The 16895-nt window shown below is 59.6% G+C and carries 17 protein-coding genes; 13 read left to right on the top strand and 4 right to left on the bottom strand.

Going from position 1 to position 16895, the window contains the following annotated elements:
- Window positions 1–106: 106 nt before the first annotated feature.
- Window positions 107–460: a hydroxyisourate hydrolase gene (gene uraH / locus PLD_RS08950; protein WP_159891827.1), complete on the bottom strand. Its 354-nt coding sequence runs from the start codon at window positions 458–460 to the stop codon at window positions 107–109.
- A gap of 421 nt (window positions 461–881) precedes the next feature.
- Here uraH and puuE point away from each other — a divergent pair, with 421 nt between their 5' ends.
- The 7 genes from puuE (at window position 882) to PLD_RS08915 (ending at window position 8499) form a co-directional block, all read left to right on the top strand.
- Entirely contained in the window at window positions 882–1808 is a 927-nt protein-coding gene (puuE, locus tag PLD_RS08945) for an allantoinase PuuE (protein ID WP_159891825.1), read from the top strand.
- Window positions 1805–2320 carry a 2-oxo-4-hydroxy-4-carboxy-5-ureidoimidazoline decarboxylase gene (gene uraD, locus PLD_RS08940; RefSeq protein ID WP_159891823.1) on the top strand — a complete coding sequence of 172 codons (516 nt, stop codon included), beginning with the start codon at window positions 1805–1807 and terminating at the stop codon, window positions 2318–2320. The genes puuE and uraD overlap by 4 nt, the downstream gene beginning before the upstream one ends.
- A 107-nt stretch (window positions 2321–2427) precedes the next feature.
- The gene (gene alc / locus PLD_RS08935; RefSeq protein WP_159891821.1) at window positions 2428–3423 is read left to right on the top strand and encodes an allantoicase; all 996 of its coding nucleotides are present in this window, start codon (window positions 2428–2430) and stop codon (window positions 3421–3423) included.
- A 97-nt stretch (window positions 3424–3520) separates the two neighbouring features.
- The gene (locus PLD_RS08930) at window positions 3521–4024 is read left to right on the top strand and encodes an ureidoglycolate lyase (protein WP_159893448.1); all 504 of its coding nucleotides are present in this window, start codon (window positions 3521–3523) and stop codon (window positions 4022–4024) included.
- A gap of 51 nt (window positions 4025–4075) precedes the next feature.
- Window positions 4076–5389: a urate hydroxylase PuuD gene (locus PLD_RS08925; RefSeq protein ID WP_159891819.1), complete on the top strand. Its 1314-nt coding sequence runs from the start codon at window positions 4076–4078 to the stop codon at window positions 5387–5389.
- Between the two features lie 172 nt (window positions 5390–5561).
- Window positions 5562–6920, top strand: coding sequence for a nucleobase:cation symporter-2 family protein (locus tag PLD_RS08920; RefSeq protein ID WP_159891817.1), 1359 nt, complete (start codon window positions 5562–5564; stop codon window positions 6918–6920).
- Between the two features lie 793 nt (window positions 6921–7713).
- Window positions 7714–8499 (top strand): outer membrane protein OmpK, encoded by a 786-nt coding sequence (locus PLD_RS08915; protein ID WP_159891815.1) that lies wholly within the window; start codon window positions 7714–7716, stop codon window positions 8497–8499.
- A gap of 78 nt (window positions 8500–8577) precedes the next feature.
- Here the strand turns inward: PLD_RS08915 and PLD_RS08910 are convergent, their stop codons facing one another.
- Complete coding sequence (locus tag PLD_RS08910) at window positions 8578–9357, bottom strand: FadR/GntR family transcriptional regulator (protein WP_256674579.1); 780 nt, start codon at window positions 9355–9357, stop codon at window positions 8578–8580.
- A gap of 167 nt (window positions 9358–9524) precedes the next feature.
- Here PLD_RS08910 and PLD_RS08905 point away from each other — a divergent pair, with 167 nt between their 5' ends.
- Window positions 9525–10835 (top strand): MFS transporter, encoded by a 1311-nt coding sequence (locus tag PLD_RS08905; protein ID WP_159891813.1) that lies wholly within the window; start codon window positions 9525–9527, stop codon window positions 10833–10835.
- A gap of 16 nt (window positions 10836–10851) precedes the next feature.
- Window positions 10852–11826, top strand: a complete 975-nt coding sequence (gene denD / locus PLD_RS08900; RefSeq protein ID WP_159891811.1) for a D-erythronate dehydrogenase — start codon at window positions 10852–10854, stop codon at window positions 11824–11826.
- Between the two features lie 44 nt (window positions 11827–11870).
- Here the strand turns inward: denD and PLD_RS08895 are convergent, their stop codons facing one another.
- Together PLD_RS08895 and PLD_RS08890 are read right to left on the bottom strand one after the other, a co-directional pair.
- A complete protein-coding gene (locus PLD_RS08895; protein WP_159891809.1) occupies window positions 11871–13028 on the bottom strand; it encodes a patatin-like phospholipase family protein in 1158 nt (385 codons plus the stop codon).
- 48 nt (window positions 13029–13076) lie between these two features.
- The gene (locus PLD_RS08890) at window positions 13077–14009 is read right to left on the bottom strand and encodes a lipid A biosynthesis lauroyl acyltransferase (RefSeq protein WP_159891807.1); all 933 of its coding nucleotides are present in this window, start codon (window positions 14007–14009) and stop codon (window positions 13077–13079) included.
- 122 nt (window positions 14010–14131) lie between these two features.
- Here PLD_RS08890 and minC point away from each other — a divergent pair, with 122 nt between their 5' ends.
- The 4 genes from minC to PLD_RS08870 all read left to right on the top strand — a co-directional run bounded on the left by minC (window position 14132) and on the right by PLD_RS08870 (window position 16863).
- On the top strand, window positions 14132–14869 hold the full coding sequence (gene minC / locus PLD_RS08885) for a septum site-determining protein MinC (RefSeq protein WP_159891805.1): 738 nt from the start codon (window positions 14132–14134) through the stop codon (window positions 14867–14869).
- Window positions 14870–15068: 199 nt separating this feature from the next.
- Window positions 15069–15881, top strand: a complete 813-nt coding sequence (gene minD, locus PLD_RS08880) for a septum site-determining protein MinD (protein ID WP_011062650.1) — start codon at window positions 15069–15071, stop codon at window positions 15879–15881.
- On the top strand, window positions 15881–16135 hold the full coding sequence (gene minE, locus PLD_RS08875; protein ID WP_019693048.1) for a cell division topological specificity factor MinE: 255 nt from the start codon (window positions 15881–15883) through the stop codon (window positions 16133–16135). Before minD ends, minE begins: the two co-directional genes overlap by 1 nt.
- Before the next feature lie 92 nt (window positions 16136–16227).
- On the top strand, window positions 16228–16863 hold the full coding sequence (locus PLD_RS08870) for an RluA family pseudouridine synthase (protein ID WP_041119453.1): 636 nt from the start codon (window positions 16228–16230) through the stop codon (window positions 16861–16863).
- Window positions 16864–16895: the final 32 nt, after the last annotated feature.

Genomic DNA, 16895 nt, shown 5'->3' with positions numbered 1-16895 from the left:
TGGAGCCGACTTGCGGCCCAATACAATCAACAGGCGAAAAAAAGCCCGCAGTGTGAGCGGGCAAGGACCAAAGAAGCTATTTGCGCAGGATTCTTGGGGGAAAGTCCTAGCTTCCTCTGTAGGTCGAATAGCTGTAGGGCGAGATCAACAACGGCACGTGGTAATGCTCCTGCTCGGCACTGATACCGAATCGCAACACCACCACGTCAAGGAAGGCCGGTTGCGGCAGTTGTACACCCCGGGCGCGGTAGTAGTCGCCAGCATGGAAATGCAATTGATAGACACCGGAACGGTAGTCATCACCCTGCAGCAGCGGCGCATCGCAGCGGCCATCGTTGTTGGTCAGGGCGCTGGCAACCAACTCCAACTGCGCCCCCTCAACCCGATACAGCTCGACCTTGATAGCGCTGCCGGGGCAGCCATGTGCGGCATCCAAAACGTGAGTAGTCAAACGTCCCATTGATTCTGCGTGCCTGTCGCAGCCGAGCGCTCAGGCCTCGCGCCTCCCAGAGTCAGTGATTGATAGGGGCCGCAGCGCTTCAGCGAATGAAAGGCTGCGATCAGGTCATGATTAAGACATTTTCAAAAAAAATTGTACACAATAATAACGATAAATATTTACTCACCCGAAGTCCCCAAGGAGCCCCTTCGACTGGCTTCAATACCATGGCGCTAGATGACTTAGCACTCATTAACTGACCATCCAGGCAAGTTTCTTGCAGTGACAGTACGTTGTAATGACTGCGCAAAAATGCAAAAAATCAGGCTTACAAAGCGAATGCAAACTTGTATACAATCAGCCCATCGCAGTGACGCCCACCTGACTTCCTGGCTCAGGTCCCGCCACGCCACCGTTTTCACGAACAAGAAGGAAGACTGCAGTGAGCGCTGACTACCCTCGCGACCTGATCGGTTACGGCCCCAACCCTCCTCATCCTCACTGGCCGGGCAACGCCCGCGTCGCCCTGTCGTTCGTGCTCAATTACGAAGAGGGTGGCGAACGCAACATTCTTCATGGCGACAAGGAATCGGAAGCCTTCCTTTCTGAAATGGTCTCGGCGCAACCGCTACAGGGCGAGCGCAACATGAGCATGGAGTCGCTGTACGAGTATGGCAGCCGCGCCGGCGTCTGGCGGATCCTCAAGCTGTTCAAGGAATTCGACATTCCGCTGACCATCTTTGCCGTAGCCATGGCTGCTCAGCGTCATCCGGACGTGATCCGCGCCATGGTCGAGGCCGGCCATGAGATCTGCAGCCACGGCTACCGCTGGATCGACTACCAGTACATGGACGAAGCCCAGGAACGCGAGCACATGCTCGAGGCGATCCGCATCCTTACCGAAATCACCGGTGAGCGCCCACTGGGCTGGTACACCGGCCGTACCGGTCCGAACACCCGACGCCTGGTAATGGAGGAAGGCGGCTTCCTCTATGACTGCGATACCTACGACGACGACCTGCCCTACTGGGAACCCAACAACCCCACCGGCAAGGCGCATCTGGTCATCCCCTACACCCTGGATACCAACGACATGCGTTTCACTCAGGTCCAGGGCTTCAACAAGGGCGACGACTTCTTCCATTACCTCAAAGATGCCTTCGATGTGCTCTACGCTGAAGGCGCCGAGGCACCGAAGATGCTTTCCATCGGCCTGCACTGTCGACTGATCGGTCGCCCGGCCCGCCTGGCATCCCTCAAGCGCTTCATCGAATACGTCAAAGGCCATGAACAGGTGTGGTTTACCCGTCGTGTCGATATCGCCCGCCACTGGCAACAGACCCATCCTTATCAGGGAGCGGCGAAATGACTGCTTTCCAGAGCCTCAAACCCTCGACCCTGACCCGCGAGGCATTCGTCCAAGCCTTCGCCGATATTTACGAACATTCGCCATGGGTAGCTGAAAAGGCCTACGACCTGGGCCTCGACGCCTCAGTCGACCAGATCGAAGGCCTGCACCAACGCATGAGCGATATCCTGCTGAGCGCCGATCACGCCAGCCAGTTGGCCCTGATCAACGCCCACCCGGACCTGGCCGGCAAAGCCGCCGTCCAGGGCCAGTTGACCGAAGCCAGCAGCAACGAACAGGCCGGTGCCGGCATTCACCAATGCACGGCCGAAGAGTTCCAGCGCTTCACCGAGCTGAACGATGCCTACAAGGCCAAGTTCGAGTTTCCCTTCATCATGGCGGTGAAAGGCAGCAACCGGCACCAGATTCTCGCCGCGTTCGAAACCCGTATCCACAACTCGGTAGACACCGAGTTCAAGTGCGCGCTGGCAGAGATCAACAAGATCGCATTATTCAGATTGCTGACCCTGTAGCGACCCGTTCCTGAGGATCGTCCCGCAAGAACCTGGATGCCCCCGCCCCCGTGCTACTCCAGTTCTGCGCGCATCCCCAGCCACCTATTTCAAGGCAGACAATAAGAATGAAAGCTTACGCCGTCCCTTTCGAGAAGTTCGTCAACCTGGCCGACGCGCGCCTGGGCACCAAGATCATCTCGGTCACCGACGACTGGTTCGCTGACGCGAACCGCCTGTTCCAGCCGAGCCCGGCTGTGTGGAAGGAGGGTGTATTCGATGACAACGGCAAGTGGATGGACGGCTGGGAGTCACGCCGCAAGCGCTTTGAAGGCTACGACAGCGCGGTGATCCGCCTGGGCGTGCCGGGCTCGATCAAGGGCGTGGACATCGACACCTCGTTCTTCACCGGCAACTTCCCGCCATCGGCGTCCCTGGAAGCCTGCTTCCTGGCTGAAGGCGAGCCCACTGAAGACACCCAGTGGATCGAAGTACTGTCGGCTGTCGAGTTGCAAGGCAACAGCCACCACTACCATGAGATCAACAACGACCAGCCCTTCAGTCACCTGCGCTTCAATATCTATCCGGATGGCGGTGTAGCGCGCCTGCGGGTCTACGGTACGCCGTACCGCGACTGGTCGGCCATCGGTGACAACGAACAAGTCGACCTGGCTGCGGCCCTTAACGGCGGTCGTGCCCTGGCCTGTTCCGACGAACACTTCGGACGCATGGGCAACCTCCTCAACCCGGGCCGCGGCATCAACATGGGCGACGGCTGGGAAACGGCCCGCCGTCGCACTCCCGGCAATGACTGGGTGATCGTCGCCCTGGGCCACGCCGGCGAAATCGAGAAGATCATCGTCGACACCCTGCACTTCAAGGGCAACTACCCGGACAGTTGCTCGATCCAGGGCGCGTTCGTCAAAGGTGGCACCGACAGCCAGATCGAAACCCAAAGCCTGTTCTGGCGCGAACTCTTGCCCAGCCAGAAGTTGGAAATGCACACCGAACACACCTTTACCGAACAGATCACAGCTCTGGGTCCGATCACCCACATCCGCCTGAACGTGTTTCCGGACGGTGGCGTCAGCCGCTTGCGCCTTTTGGGCAAGATCGTGAAATAGGACGTCCCCCATCGCAGGCCAGCCCGCACCTGTTGGAGCAAGCTGGCTCGCGATGACCGCAAAACAGACAAAACACACTCAAGATAAGAAGAACAGCATGCGCACATTAGTGATTGAACCTCTGACCAAAGAAGCCTTTGCCCCATTCGGTGACGTGATCGAAACCGACGGCAGTGATCACTTCATGATCAACAACGGTTCGACCATGCGCTTCCACCGCCTGGCAACGGTTGAAACCGCCCAGCCGGAGGACCAGGCGATCATCAGCATCTTCCGCGCCGACGCGCTGGAAATGCCATTGACCATCCGCATGCTGGAACGCCATCCGCTGGGTAGCCAGGCCTTCATTCCGCTGCTCGGCAACCCCTTTCTGATCGTGGTCGCGCCACTTGGCGATGAACCTGTATCAGGCTTGGTCCGCGCCTTCGTCAGTAATGGCAGGCAGGGCATCAATTACCATCGCGGCGTCTGGCACCACCCGGTGCTGACGATCGAAAAGCGGGATGACTTCCTGGTGGTTGATCGCAGTGGCAAAGGCAATAACTGCGATGAGCATTTCTTCAAAGAGGATGAGTGTTTGATCCTCGCCCCCCACCAATAAGAGAAGGTCTGATCACCCGACAACAAGGGTGACAGGCAAGAGGTAAAGACTGTGGAAGCACATCTGTTGGAATGGCTCAACCTGAGCGTGCGTTGGGTACATATGATCACTGGTGTGGCCTGGATCGGCGCATCGTTCTACTTCGTCTGGCTGGAGAACAACCTCAATCGCGTCAACCCCAAGGACGGCCTGTCCGGCGACCTCTGGGCGATTCACGGTGGCGGTATCTATCACCTGGAAAAATACAAACTGGCCCCGCCCTCGATGCCGGAGAACCTGCACTGGTTCAAGTGGGAGGCCTACTTCACCTGGCTGTCGGGGATTGCCCTGCTGTGCCTGGTGTTTTACTACAACCCGATGCTCTACCTGGTGGCTCCCGGCAGTGGCCTGACGGGTCCTGAAGGCGTGGCCATCGGTATCGGCGCGTTGATTGCCGGCTGGTTCATCTACGACTTCCTCTGCGACTCGCCATTGGGCAAGAAACCCGCCCTGCTCGGCTTCATTCTGTTCGTTCTGCTGATTGCCGCCGCTTACGGCTTCAGCAAAGTGTTCAGCGGCCGTGGCGCTTATCTGCATGTGGGCGCGATCATCGGCACCATCATGGTGGGCAACGTGTTCCGCATCATCATGCCGGCCCAGCGCGCACTGGTGGCGGCGATCGCAGAAAACCGCACACCGGACCCGACCCTGCCGGCCAAGGGCCTGCTGCGTTCGCGTCACAACAACTACTTCACCCTGCCGGTGCTGTTCATCATGATCAGCAACCACTTCCCGAGCACCTACGGTAGCCAGTACAACTGGTTGATCCTGGCCGGGATCGCGGTCCTGGCGGTGCTGGTACGTCACTACTTCAACACCCGGCATGACAGCCACAAGTTCGCCTGGACCCTGCCCGTTGCAGCACTGGGCATGATCTGCCTGGCTTACGTGACGGGTCCGACGCCAGCTCCCAGTGCCCCCGAAGTAGCCAAGGTCGCCGGCCAGATCGAGTACCAGCCCCTGCCGGAAACCGCGCTGGGCGGTGGCGCCAAACCCGCGGCGCCAGCCAGCGCAGAAGCCCCGGCGGCTCCAACGACAAGTCCGGCACAGGCATCCCGTGCCGGGCCATCCTTCGACAAGGTGCATAACGTGATCCAGGAGCGCTGCACGGTTTGCCATTCGGCCAAGCCCACCAGCCCCCTGTTCAGCGCGGCTCCGGCCGGAGTGATGTTCGATACCCCGGAACAGATCCGCCTGCAAGCCGCGCGAATCCAGGTCCAGGCCGTCACCAGTCAGATCATGCCGCTGGGCAACATCACTCAAATGACCCAACAGGAACGTGAATTGATTGGTGCCTGGATCGCCCAGGGGGCCCAAACCAACTGATCAGCGCCTGTCGCCAGGCTGCTTTGCGAGCAAGCTCGCTCCTACAGAACCAGATTCATCCGTAGGGGCGGGCTTGCTTGCCGTCAGGCGTTCAAGATTTGCCTGTTGCAGACACGCTGTGCGCAACCACACAGCGGTTAAATCACAAGAATAAAAAGATCTGAGGTGTTGCATGCCCGATTCATCCGAACAGTGCATCCCCGATGCGCCTGCCATTGCGCGCTTGCCCTTGCTGCAACTGATTCTCGTGGGGCTGCAACACGTTCTGCTGATGTATGGCGGTGCAATTGCGGTACCGCTGATCATCGGACAGGCCGCGGGCCTGAGTCGTGAAGAAATCGCCTTTCTGATCAATGCGGACTTGCTGGTGGCCGGCATCGCCACCATCGTCCAATCTTTCGGCATCGGCCCCATGGGCATTCGCATGCCGGTAATGATGGGCGCCAGCTTCGCCGCCGTGGGTAGCATGGTGGCCATGGCGGGCATGCCCGGCATCGGCATGCAGGGCATCTTCGGCGCAACCATTGCAGCCGGTTTCTTCGGCATGCTGATTGCGCCATTCATGTCCAAGGTAGTGCGCTTCTTCCCACCCCTGGTCACCGGCACGGTGATTACTTCAATCGGTTTGTCATTGTTTCCCGTGGCGGTGAACTGGGCCGGCGGTGGCAGTACCGCCGCGCAATTCGGCTCACCAATCTACCTGTGCATCGCGGCACTGGTGTTGTCCACCATTCTGCTGATTCATCGCTTCATGCGCGGCTTCTGGGTGAACATTTCCGTGTTGATCGGCATGGGCCTGGGTTATGTACTGTGCGGCCTGATCGGCATGGTCGACCTGAGTGGCATGACCCAGGCACCCTGGCTGCAGATTGTCACACCATTGCACTTCGGCATGCCGCAATTCCATCTGGCGCCGATCCTGTCCATGTGCCTGGTGGTGGTGATCATCTTCGTCGAGTCCACCGGCATGTTTCTGGCCCTGGGCAAAATTACTGGGCAGGAGGTCACTCCGCGCATGCTGCGTCGGGGCCTGCTGTGTGATGCTGGCGCGTCCTTCTTAGCCGGTTTCCTCAACACCTTCACCCACTCCTCCTTCGCCCAGAACATCGGCCTGGTGCAAATGACCGGAGTCCGCTGCCGCTCTGTCACCATCGTTGCCGGAGCTCTGCTGATCATTCTCAGCCTGCTGCCCAAGGCGGCCTTCCTGGTGGCGTCGATTCCCCCGGCAGTACTGGGGGGCGCGGCGATTGCGATGTTCGGCATGGTGGCCGCCACCGGAATCAAGATCCTTCAGGAGGCCGACATCGCCGATCGACGCAATCAACTGCTGGTGGCGGTGAGCATCGGCATGGGCCTGATTCCCGTGGTCCGTCCAGAGTTCTTTGCCCACCTGCCCTTGTGGATGAGCCCCATTACCCATAGCGGCATCGCCATGGCGACCTTGAGCGCGCTGCTGTTGAACCTACTGTTCAACATCCTGGGAGGCTCCGAACGGGTAGCCAACAACATGCCTCAAGCCCATCAGCATTAAGCCCTGATCAGGGCGCCGGATCGGCGCCCTCGGTGGTGTTTCAGACTTGCCCCTTACCGGCAGTGTTCGTCATCCAACCACCCACTAGACACTGCGCCTTGAAAATAAAAACAAACAGGGAGCACCTATCATGCAGCTTGCACAGCCCCATCCGACCATGGCCGCTCAACAGCCATGCGCACTAGGCTTTGTACGAAAAGCCTTGATACTCGGTGATGCTGCGTTGAAAACGGTATCGTGCGCGAGTTCGATCGGAATGCTCATTTACACCCCGTAAAGTCGAACGCGACCCCGGCCGTTCCTCGACCGCTTTCGCCTTGCCTGACCTTCGTCTTAAAACTTTTCGTACAGAGCCTAGCTCTGGCTGCAGCAATCACTCCTCTTTGAGTGCCAGTGATCTCACAAACCTGGGCGAGATGAGCGACATGTCCGCCCCAAAGTGGCAACCAGTGCGCCGTGGCGGCGCACTTGAGCCCTGCCGTGGGAGCCAGTATTCTCCGCGGCCGCGCAAATCGGGTCTGAAAAAAGCCCGGATCAAGAACCTGACCTTAAAGCCAACTTATCCCGGCCCAAACAGGTAACAAGACGTACGAAATTAGCGCTGAAAACACCCTCGTCCGACTGTATTACCGCTGTTGAACGGGAGTTTTTTGCTTTTTTCCAGCCTTGGCTCAGCTCTTGCTAACAGCAATAAAGCTGACCAATCGGATGGTTTTTACAGCACAGAAAAAAGGCGCCAAATCAGAGTGCCGAGCCATAAAAACATGGAACTACCTACTTTGGGAGCAACCGAATGAAACCGATGTGCACACGCCTGATGTTGGCCGCTACCTTGTTGACCGGAGGGCAGGCCGTAGCGGGCGACCTGCTGCAATGGCAGACCAACAGCCTGACTTACTTGTACGGCAAAAACTTTGAAGTCAATCCGCAGATTCAGCAAACGGTGACCTTCGAACATGCTGATGCGTGGAAGTACGGCGACAACTTTTTCTTCCTCGATCGTATCTTTTACAACGGCAAAAAAGACGGCAACGTCGGCCCGGACACCTACTACGGCGAGTTTTCTCCGCGCCTTTCATTCGGCAAGATCTTCGACCAGAAACTGGAATTCGGTCCGATCAAGGACGTGCTGTTGGCCTTTACCTACGAGTTCGGCGAAGGCGACAACGAGTCCTACCTGATCGGTCCAGGTTTCGACCTGGCAATACCGGGCTTCGACTACTTCCAGTTGAACTTCTACCAGCGCCACACCGAGGGCAGTCGCGCGGGTGACAACGTCTGGCAGATCACCCCGGTGTGGTCCTACACCATTCCCGTGGGTCGCTCGGACATCCTGATCGACGGCTTCATGGACTGGGTGGTGGACAACGACCAGAACGCCAAGGGCACCTACCACGCCAACCTGCACTTCAACCCGCAGATCAAATACGACCTGGGCAAGGCATTGAACTGGGGCGACAAACAGTTGTACGTCGGTTTTGAGTACGACTACTGGAAGAACAAATACGGAATCAAGGATTCGCGTAACTTCGAGACCAACCAGGACACCGCCAGCCTGCTGGTCAAGTACCACTTCTGATCCCCTCAGAGACGGCCGGCCCTCATGTTCCGATGAGAGCCGGCCACTCAGACTGATGGGCCAGCGCGATGCTGCCTATCAGGCAAGACGTGATCCGGAGTCCCGCCAGAATCCCGGATCGGCACTCTTGAGCCGTTCTACCGCATTGTGGATGTGGCTCAGCGCTGCTTGCCGCGCCCCTTCGACATCACGCGCGGCGATGGCCCCATAGACCGCGAAATGCTCATCGCGCACCGAGTGCGCCAGATCCCGGCGCCGCTCCTCATTGGAACGGGTAATGCGGATCGCCTCTTTGATGAACTGGGCAATGAACTCATGCAATGAGGGATACAGCGGATTGCCGGTGGCCTGGGAAATCGACAAGTGAAACGCCAGGTCCTGCTCCACGCCATCCTGGCCGGCCTGCTCGGCCACATCGATGGCCAGCAACGCCTGATGGATCGCCTGCAGTTGCTCGGGGGTGTGCCGCTGCGCCGCCAGCGCCGCCGCCTCGCCCTCGATACCACGTCGCAGTTCAGTCACCCGGAGCACCGCCTCGATCGACCCGCGGACATCCAGATCGATAGTGAAGGCCTTGATATGCGCGCCCTCGCTGACCACGGTGCCGCTACCTTGGCGCACCTCCACCAGCCCGGCCGACTTCAAGCGCGAAATCGCCTCGCGGATGACCGTACGGCTGACCCCGAAACGCTCGCACATAACCGGCTCGGTGGGCAGCCGCGAACCCGGCAGGGCCTCGCCACTGGCGATATGCGCCTTGAGTGCCGCAGTCACTTGATCCGCCAGGGTGCCCTTGGCCGCATCCTTGAGCGTCGCCAGGGAATCGACGGCGGGGGAAGAGTTGTCAGGCATGGACATGGGTATCTCTGTATTCAAAGTGGCTAACGGTACTGCATTTCATGCACGCCGTCCCGCTCGGTATCCGGCCGTTGAATTCGTATGATGTATTATGATATCTAAGACACCTCAGCAAGTCCGATAAAAACAAAATCACCCAAATACAAGAAAAAAGGATGGGTAAAGACATGACTGAATCACTGTCGCAAACTGCCGCCCGCTCCCCCACCGCCTCCTTTGAAGACCAGGCTTATCGCAAAGTCGCCTGGCGCATCCTGCCGTTGCTGTTGCTGTGCTACCTGGTGGCCTACCTGGATCGGGTCAACGTCGGCTTCGCCAAGTTGCAGATGTCCGAAGACCTGCAATTTTCCGAAGCGGTCTACGGACTGGGCGCGGGGATTTTCTTCATCGCCTACTTTCTGGTGGAAATTCCCAGCAACCTGATCCTGCATCAGGTCGGTGCGCGCCTGTGGATCGCGCGCATCATGATCAGTTGGGGCATCATTTCCTCGTGCATGGCTTTCGTCAGCACCCCTACCTCTTTCTATGTGATGCGCTTTCTGTTGGGCATCGCAGAGGCCGGGTTCTATCCGGGAGTCATCCTCTATCTGTCGTACTGGTTCCCTTCCAACCGCCGCGGCAAGATGTACGCCCTGTTCGCTACCGCGGTACCGCTTTCGGGGTTGATTGGCGCGCCGCTGTCCGGTTGGATCATGAGCGCCCTCAATGGCCACCAGGGCTTTGCGGGCTGGCAATGGATGTTTTTCCTCGAAGGCTTGCCGTCGATCCTGGTGGGCGGCCTGGTGATCTACTGCCTCAGCGACCGTATCGCCGACGCGGGCTGGCTGACCCGCCAAGAAAAAAACCTGCTGCAAGCCCGAATCGAGGCCGAGGCCGACGGCCATCAGGTTCACAGCGTCAGGCAAGTGTTCGGGCAACCCCGGATCTGGCTGCTGACCGCCATCTATTTCTGCATGATCGCCGGCTTCTACACCGTTGGCTTCTGGCTGCCCTCGCTGATTCGCCAGGCCGGGGTCAGCGACGTGTTCGAGGTCGGCATGCTCACGGCGATTCCCTATGCCGCGGCAGCGCTGACCATGGTGCTGATCTCCCGCAGCGCCGACCGATTGCGCGAACGCCGCTGGCATTTGGCGCTGACCGCCGTGCTTGGCGGTATCGGCCTGATGATTTCCGCCACCTGGAGTGACAACTTCACGGTATCGATGATCGGCTTGACCCTGGGTGCGATGGGCGCCTTCAGCACCCTGCCGCTGTTCTGGAGCCTGCCAACGGCCTTTCTCGGCGGCACCGCGGCCGCCGCCGGCATTGCCCTGATCAACTCCTGGGGCAACCTCGCCGGCTTTGTCTCACCCTACCTGATGGGCTTTCTCAAAGACCTGACCCAAAGCACCACCATCGGCATGTACGTCATGGCCAGCGCGTTGTTCATCGGCGCCCTGCTGGTCTTCAAGATTCCCGGAAAACTCGTCAATCGCTGAACACTTGGAGCCACTCATGAATATTCTTGTCACCGGCGCCGCCGGCTTTCTCGGACGGCGACTGATCGAAGCCTTGCTGCAACGGGGCACACTCACCGACCGTCACGGCCAATTGCAGCCCATCAAGCGCATTACCGCATTCGACCGGGAGCCCGTGCAGGGCCTCGATGACCCACGGGTGCAGGTCAAGGAAGGAGACATTACCGATGAACAGGTGCTGGCCAAACTGATCGACGCCGACACCGATAGCATCTTTCACCTGGCCGCCGTGGTCTCCAGCCAGGCAGAAGGCGATTTCGAACTGGGCATGCGGGTCAACTTCAGCGCTACCCAAGGTCTGCTGGAACGGGCGCGCCAGCTGGGCTCCTGCCCAAAGTGGGTGATGACCAGTTCTGTGGCCGTCTTCGGTGGGCAACTGCCGGATAACGTCGACGATGATCAGGTCTGGGCTCCGCAAAGCTCCTACGGAACCCAGAAGGCCATGAATGACCTGCTGCTCGCCGATTACAGCCGACGCGGCTTCGTCGATGGCCGCAGCCTGCGCATGCCAACCATCGTGGTGCGGCCAGGCAAACCGAACCTGGCGGCGTCCAGCTTCGCCAGCGGTATCATCCGCGAACCCCTCAGCGGCCAGGCCAGTGTCTGCCCCGTGGCCCTGGATACCCGACTCTGGTTGATGTCTCCAGCCCAGGCCATTGCCAACCTGATCCATGGTCATGAGTTGGCCGCAGAGCGTTTGAGTCAGGGCCGAGTGATCAACATGCCCGGTCTGTCGCTGACCGTGGCGCAGATGATCGACGCGCTACGGGAAGTGGCCGGAGACGAAGTTGCCCAGCGTATTCAGCTACGCCCGGACGCGAAGATCGAACGCATCGTCGGCTCCTGGCCGGGAGCCTTCAGTGCCGGATATGCACGCGAACTGGGTTTCACCGCGGACGAGGATTTTATCGGTGTGATCCGCCAGTTCATCCAGGACTACCTGCCTCACTGACCTCAGGCTGCGAAAATCCCGGGCTCATCGGCTGAGCCCGGGCATCAACCCTGCAGGCCCAGAAACCGCGCCAACTCCTCGCCCTTGGCCAGGGCGTCACTGCGCCCCAGTTCGATCAACTCACCGCAATACGCCGCCTCGAACAGCAAATAGCTCAAGACCCCGGCACCACTGGTACGCGTCGCCCCTGGCCCACGCAGGAACAGGCGCAGCGCCGCTGGTAGCTGCTGCCGGTGCCGCGCTGCGATCTCATCAATCGGTTGGCTCGGGGCGATGACCAGCACGTCCACCGGCGTGATCCCCAAGCGACGATCCACCGCACTGCCGGGCAGTAGTCGACTGAAATGATTGAGCCGCTCCAGCAACTCAATATCGCTTTCCAAGCTGTCAATGAAGGTGCTGTTGAGCAAATGGCCGCCGATCTGCGCCAGTGTCGGCTGCTGTCCGATGTAGGCCCGCTGCGCGGCGTAGTCTGGATCATTGCTGCGCGGGTTACCGCTGACGCCTACCACCAACACACGGGTAGCGCCCAAGTGCAATGCCGGACTGATCGGCGCTGACTGGCGCACCGCGCCGTCGCCGAAATACTCCTGGTCGAGCTTCACTGGTGCAAACAACAGCGGAATCGCTGAGCTGGCCAGCAAGTGATCAACCGTCAGTTGGGTAGGAATGCCGATCCGCCGATGACGTAGCCAGGGATCAATCACCCCGCCACTTTGATAAAACGTCACTGCCTGACCGGACTCATAGCCAAAAGCGGTCACCGCCACCGCATGCAGCTGTCCCTGAGAGATCGCGTCGTTGATTCCCGAGAGCGGCACGTACTGGTTGAGCAACTCACGCAGCGGTGAATTGTTGATCAGTGCCACCGGCACCTGAGCCCCCAAGCCCAGCAGGCTGTGACCGACAAAGCGACTGGCCTGGCGAATCACCCCAGGCCAGTCGCTGCGCATCACCTGATCGCTGCGAAAGTTTCCCCAAAAGGTGGTGAGACGTTCGATTGCCGCGGAAAAGTCAGTGGCGCCACTGGCCAGGCTAACCGCATTGATCGCCCCGGCGGACGTGCCGACAATCACCGGAAACGGATTGCGTGCCCCCGGCCCCAACAACTCGGCGATCGCCGCCAGTACCCCCACCTGATAGGCCGCCCGGGCCCCACCACCAGAAAGTATCAAGCCCGTGACCGGTTCCGCCGCACTCATCCATTCACTCCATCCATGACACACCAGGCCCAGATCAATACCAGGGGATCAACCGCGCTTCTTGTAGAGCTTGGGCTCGCCCGGCGGCCGGCTCTTGAAGCGCCGATGGGCCCAGAGGTACTGCGCGGGACAAGCGCGCAAGGCACTTTCCACCCACTGATTGATCCGCAGGCAATCCTCTTCTTCAGTGGCACCGGGAAAATCCGTCAGCGGCGCGTGGATCACCAGGCGATAGCCACTGCCATCGGCCAGGCGCTCCTGGGTGAAAGGCACGACCAGCGCCTTGCCCAGGCGAGCGAACTTGCTGGTGGCGGTCACGGTAGCCGCCTGGATGCCGAACAGTGGCACGAACAGGCTCTGCTTGGCGCCATAGTCCTGGTCCGGTGCGTACCAGATGGCACGACCGGAGCGCAGCAACTTGAGCATGCCGCGCACGTCTTCACGCTCAACGGCCAAGGAGTCCAGGTTGTGCCGCTCACGGCCACGACGCTGGATAAAGTCGAACAGCGGGTTCTTGTGCTCGCGGTACATGCCATCGATGGTGTGCTGCTGGCCCAGCAGAGCGGCGCCGATTTCCAGGGTGGTGAAGTGCAGGGCCATGAGAATCACCCCATGACCTTCGCGCTGGGCCTGCTTGAGGTGCTCCAACCCTTCGACATGGGCCAGGCGTGCCAGGCGCGGCTTGGACCACCACCAGCTCATGGCCATCTCAAAGAAAGCGATCCCGGTGGAAGCGAAGTTCTCCTTGAGCAGGCGCTTGCGCTCTGCGGCGGACTTCTCCGGAAAACACAGTTCCAGGTTGCGCTGGGCAATGGCCCGCCGATCACCGGCCACCCAATACATCAACGCCCCCAGGGCGCGGCCGATGCGCAGAAGCACCGAATAAGGCAGTTGGACGATCAGCCATAACACACCCAGTCCCAACCACAACGGCCAGAAACGTGGAGACAAGAATGCAGCTCGAAAACGCGGGCGATCCATTACAGATTCCGGGACAGACAACAAGGTCGCGCATTCTACATCGGTTCGACCTGGCTTGCGGGGCGCGGGCGATGTCGTTATAAGTCTCGGCACTTTTAGTGACAAGCCGCGTTCTGCAGACCATGAGCCAAACCGAATCGCTAGACCAAGATCCTGTGTTCCAGTTAAAGGGCAGCATGCTCGCCATCACCGTGCTGGAACTGGCCCGCAACGACCTCGAAGGCCTTGATCGCCAACTGGCCGCGAAGGTCGCTCAGGCGCCGAATTTCTTCAGCAACGCGCCGCTGGTGCTGGCACTGGACAAACTACCTGCCGCCGAGGGCTCGGTGGATCTGCCCGGGTTGATGCGCGTCTGCCGCCAGCACGGCCTGCGCACCCTGGCGATTCGTGCCAGCCGGATTGAAGACATTGCCGCCGCCATTGCCGTCGACCTGCCAGTACTGCCTCCTTCCGGTGCTCGGGAACGCCCCCTCGACCCATCGGAAAGCGAGGTCAGGAAAGTACCGGAAAAGCCGCCCGAACCGACCGTCAAGCCGACCCGCATCATCACTTCGCCAGTACGCGGCGGCCAGCAGATTTATGCCCAGGGTGGCGATCTGGTCGTGGTGTCTTCGGTCAGCCCCGGAGCGGAACTTCTCGCCGATGGCAATATCCATGTATACGGCCCGATGCGTGGCCGGGCTTTGGCGGGCGTCAAGGGTGACACCAAGGCACGGATTTTCTGTCAGCAATTGAGCGCTGAACTGATCTCCATCGCCGGTCAATACAAGGTGTCCGAGGACCTGCGGCGCGACCCTTTGTGGGGCTCTGGCGTCCAGGTCAGCCTGTCGGGTGACGTGTTGAACATCACTCGTCTTTAACGGATACTGCCGCATTTTCCAAGCATCTCTAAAACGTAGCGATTACGGCTCAAACGAAGTAGGAAATTGGCAATCAGCAGCGTTTACCGAGGGTAAACCCTGCCGCTGACCGAGCTCCAGCCAAGGCTGTCCGACTGCAGTAGTTTTCAAGAGATGTTTTTCAGGGGCTAAAAGTCCTTTTCCTTAGGGGTGAAACACCTTGGCCAAGATTCTCGTGGTTACATCCGGCAAGGGTGGTGTGGGTAAAACCACCACCAGCGCCGCTATCGGTACCGGCCTCGCACTGCGTGGTCACAAAACAGTCATCGTCGACTTCGACGTCGGCCTGCGTAACCTCGACCTGATCATGGGTTGCGAGCGTCGCGTGGTGTATGACTTCGTCAACGTGGTGAATGGCGAAGCCAACCTGCAGCAAGCCCTGATCAAAGACAAGCGCCTGGAAAACCTCTACGTACTGGCCGCCAGCCAGACCCGCGACAAAGACGCGCTGACCCTGGAAGGCGTGGAAAAAGTCCTGATGGAACTCAAGGAAACCTTCGAGTTCGTGGTCTGCGACTCCCCTGCCGGTATCGAGAAAGGCGCCCACCTGGCCATGTACTTCGCTGACGAAGCGATCGTCGTGACCAACCCTGAAGTGTCCTCGGTCCGTGACTCCGATCGCATGCTCGGCCTTCTGGCCAGCAAGTCCCGTCGCGCTGAAAAAGGCGAAGACGCGATCAAGGAGCACCTGCTGCTGACCCGTTACAACCCGGAGCGCGTCAGCAATGGCGAAATGCTTGGTGTTGAAGACGTCAAAGAAATTCTCGCAGTGACCCTGCTGGGCGTGATTCCGGAATCCCAGGCCGTGCTCAAGGCTTCCAACCAGGGCGTGCCGGTGATTCTCGACGACCAGAGCGATGCGGGCCAGGCCTACAGCGACGCCGTCGACCGTTTGCTGGGCAAAACCGTGGAACACCGGTTCCTTGATGTCGAGAAGAAGGGATTCTTCGAGCGCCTGTTTGGAGGTAGATAATGAATCTTTTTGACTTCTTTCGTGCCAACAAAAAGGTCAGCACCGCGTCGGTAGCGAAAGAGCGTCTACAGATCATCGTGGCGCATGAACGCGGCCAGCGCAGCACCCCAGATTACTTGCCCGCCTTGCAGAAGGAACTGGTGGAAGTGATCCGCAAGTACGTCAATATCGGGTCCGACGACGTGCATGTCGCTCTGGAAAACCAGGGCAGCTGCTCGATCCTGGAACTCAATATCACCCTGCCTGATCGCTGATTGATCCGACGGGAACCACGGCGGCTCGCTGACCTCACGCACAACGTGAGATTCGGCGAGCCGCCGTTGGCGTTTGTTACGAGGCTGTTTTAATGCCGTTGTCGAATATCCACATCCTGCATCAGGACGCTGCTGTTCTGGTGGTGAACAAACCTACTCTGCTGCTTTCAGTCCCCGGTCGCGCCGACGACAACAAGGACTGCCTGATCACCCGCCTGCAGGAAAACGGCTACCCCGAGGCCCGGATCGTTCACCGGTTGGATTGGGAGACCTCGGGCATCATTCTCCTGGCCCGGGACGCAGACACCCATCGCGAACTGTCGCGACAGTTTCATGACCGCGAAACCGAAAAAGCCTACACCGCCCTATGCTGGGGCCAGCCAGAATTGGACAGCGGCAGCATCGATCTGCCCTTGCGCTATGACCCGCCAACCAAACCCCGGCATGTGGTGGACCACGAATTCGGCAAGCACGCCCTGACCTTCTGGCGAGTGCTGGAGCGCTGCGGCGACTGGTGCCGGGTCGAGCTGACCCCCATCACCGGCCGCTCTCATCAGTTGCGGGTACACATGCTGTCCATCGGGCACCCGCTACTGGGTGATGGCCTCTACGCCCACCCGCAGGCTCTGGCCGCCTGGCCAAGGCTATGCCTGCATGCCAGCATGCTCAGCTTCACTCATCCCCAGACCGGTGAGCGCCTGCGCTTCGATTGCCCTGCGCCCTTTTGACAACAAACTGATCAGCCTGCGCCCTCAGTAAG

This window comes from Pseudomonas sp. LD120 (assembly GCF_009861525.1).
Taxonomy (GTDB): Bacteria; Pseudomonadota; Gammaproteobacteria; order Pseudomonadales; family Pseudomonadaceae; genus Aquipseudomonas.
This window is presented reverse-complemented; position numbering and strand designations above follow the sequence as displayed.

Coding starts and splice junctions, on each gene's coding strand:
- uraH (WP_159891827.1), bottom strand. CDS start 460: ATGGGACGTTTGACTACTCACGTTTTGGATGCCGCACATGGCTGCCCC.
- uraD (WP_159891823.1), top strand. CDS start 1,805: ATGACTGCTTTCCAGAGCCTCAAACCCTCGACCCTGACCCGCGAGGCA.
- alc (WP_159891821.1), top strand. CDS start 2,428: ATGAAAGCTTACGCCGTCCCTTTCGAGAAGTTCGTCAACCTGGCCGAC.
- PLD_RS08930 (WP_159893448.1), top strand. CDS start 3,521: ATGCGCACATTAGTGATTGAACCTCTGACCAAAGAAGCCTTTGCCCCA.
- PLD_RS08920 (WP_159891817.1), top strand. CDS start 5,562: ATGCCCGATTCATCCGAACAGTGCATCCCCGATGCGCCTGCCATTGCG.
- PLD_RS08915 (WP_159891815.1), top strand. CDS start 7,714: ATGAAACCGATGTGCACACGCCTGATGTTGGCCGCTACCTTGTTGACC.
- PLD_RS08910 (WP_256674579.1), bottom strand. CDS start 9,357: ATGTCCATGCCTGACAACTCTTCCCCCGCCGTCGATTCCCTGGCGACG.
- PLD_RS08905 (WP_159891813.1), top strand. CDS start 9,525: ATGACTGAATCACTGTCGCAAACTGCCGCCCGCTCCCCCACCGCCTCC.
- denD (WP_159891811.1), top strand. CDS start 10,852: ATGAATATTCTTGTCACCGGCGCCGCCGGCTTTCTCGGACGGCGACTG.
- PLD_RS08895 (WP_159891809.1), bottom strand. CDS start 13,028: ATGAGTGCGGCGGAACCGGTCACGGGCTTGATACTTTCTGGTGGTGGG.
- PLD_RS08890 (WP_159891807.1), bottom strand. CDS start 14,009: ATGGATCGCCCGCGTTTTCGAGCTGCATTCTTGTCTCCACGTTTCTGG.
- minC (WP_159891805.1), top strand. CDS start 14,132: ATGAGCCAAACCGAATCGCTAGACCAAGATCCTGTGTTCCAGTTAAAG.
- minE (WP_019693048.1), top strand. CDS start 15,881: ATGAATCTTTTTGACTTCTTTCGTGCCAACAAAAAGGTCAGCACCGCG.
- PLD_RS08870 (WP_041119453.1), top strand. CDS start 16,228: ATGCCGTTGTCGAATATCCACATCCTGCATCAGGACGCTGCTGTTCTG.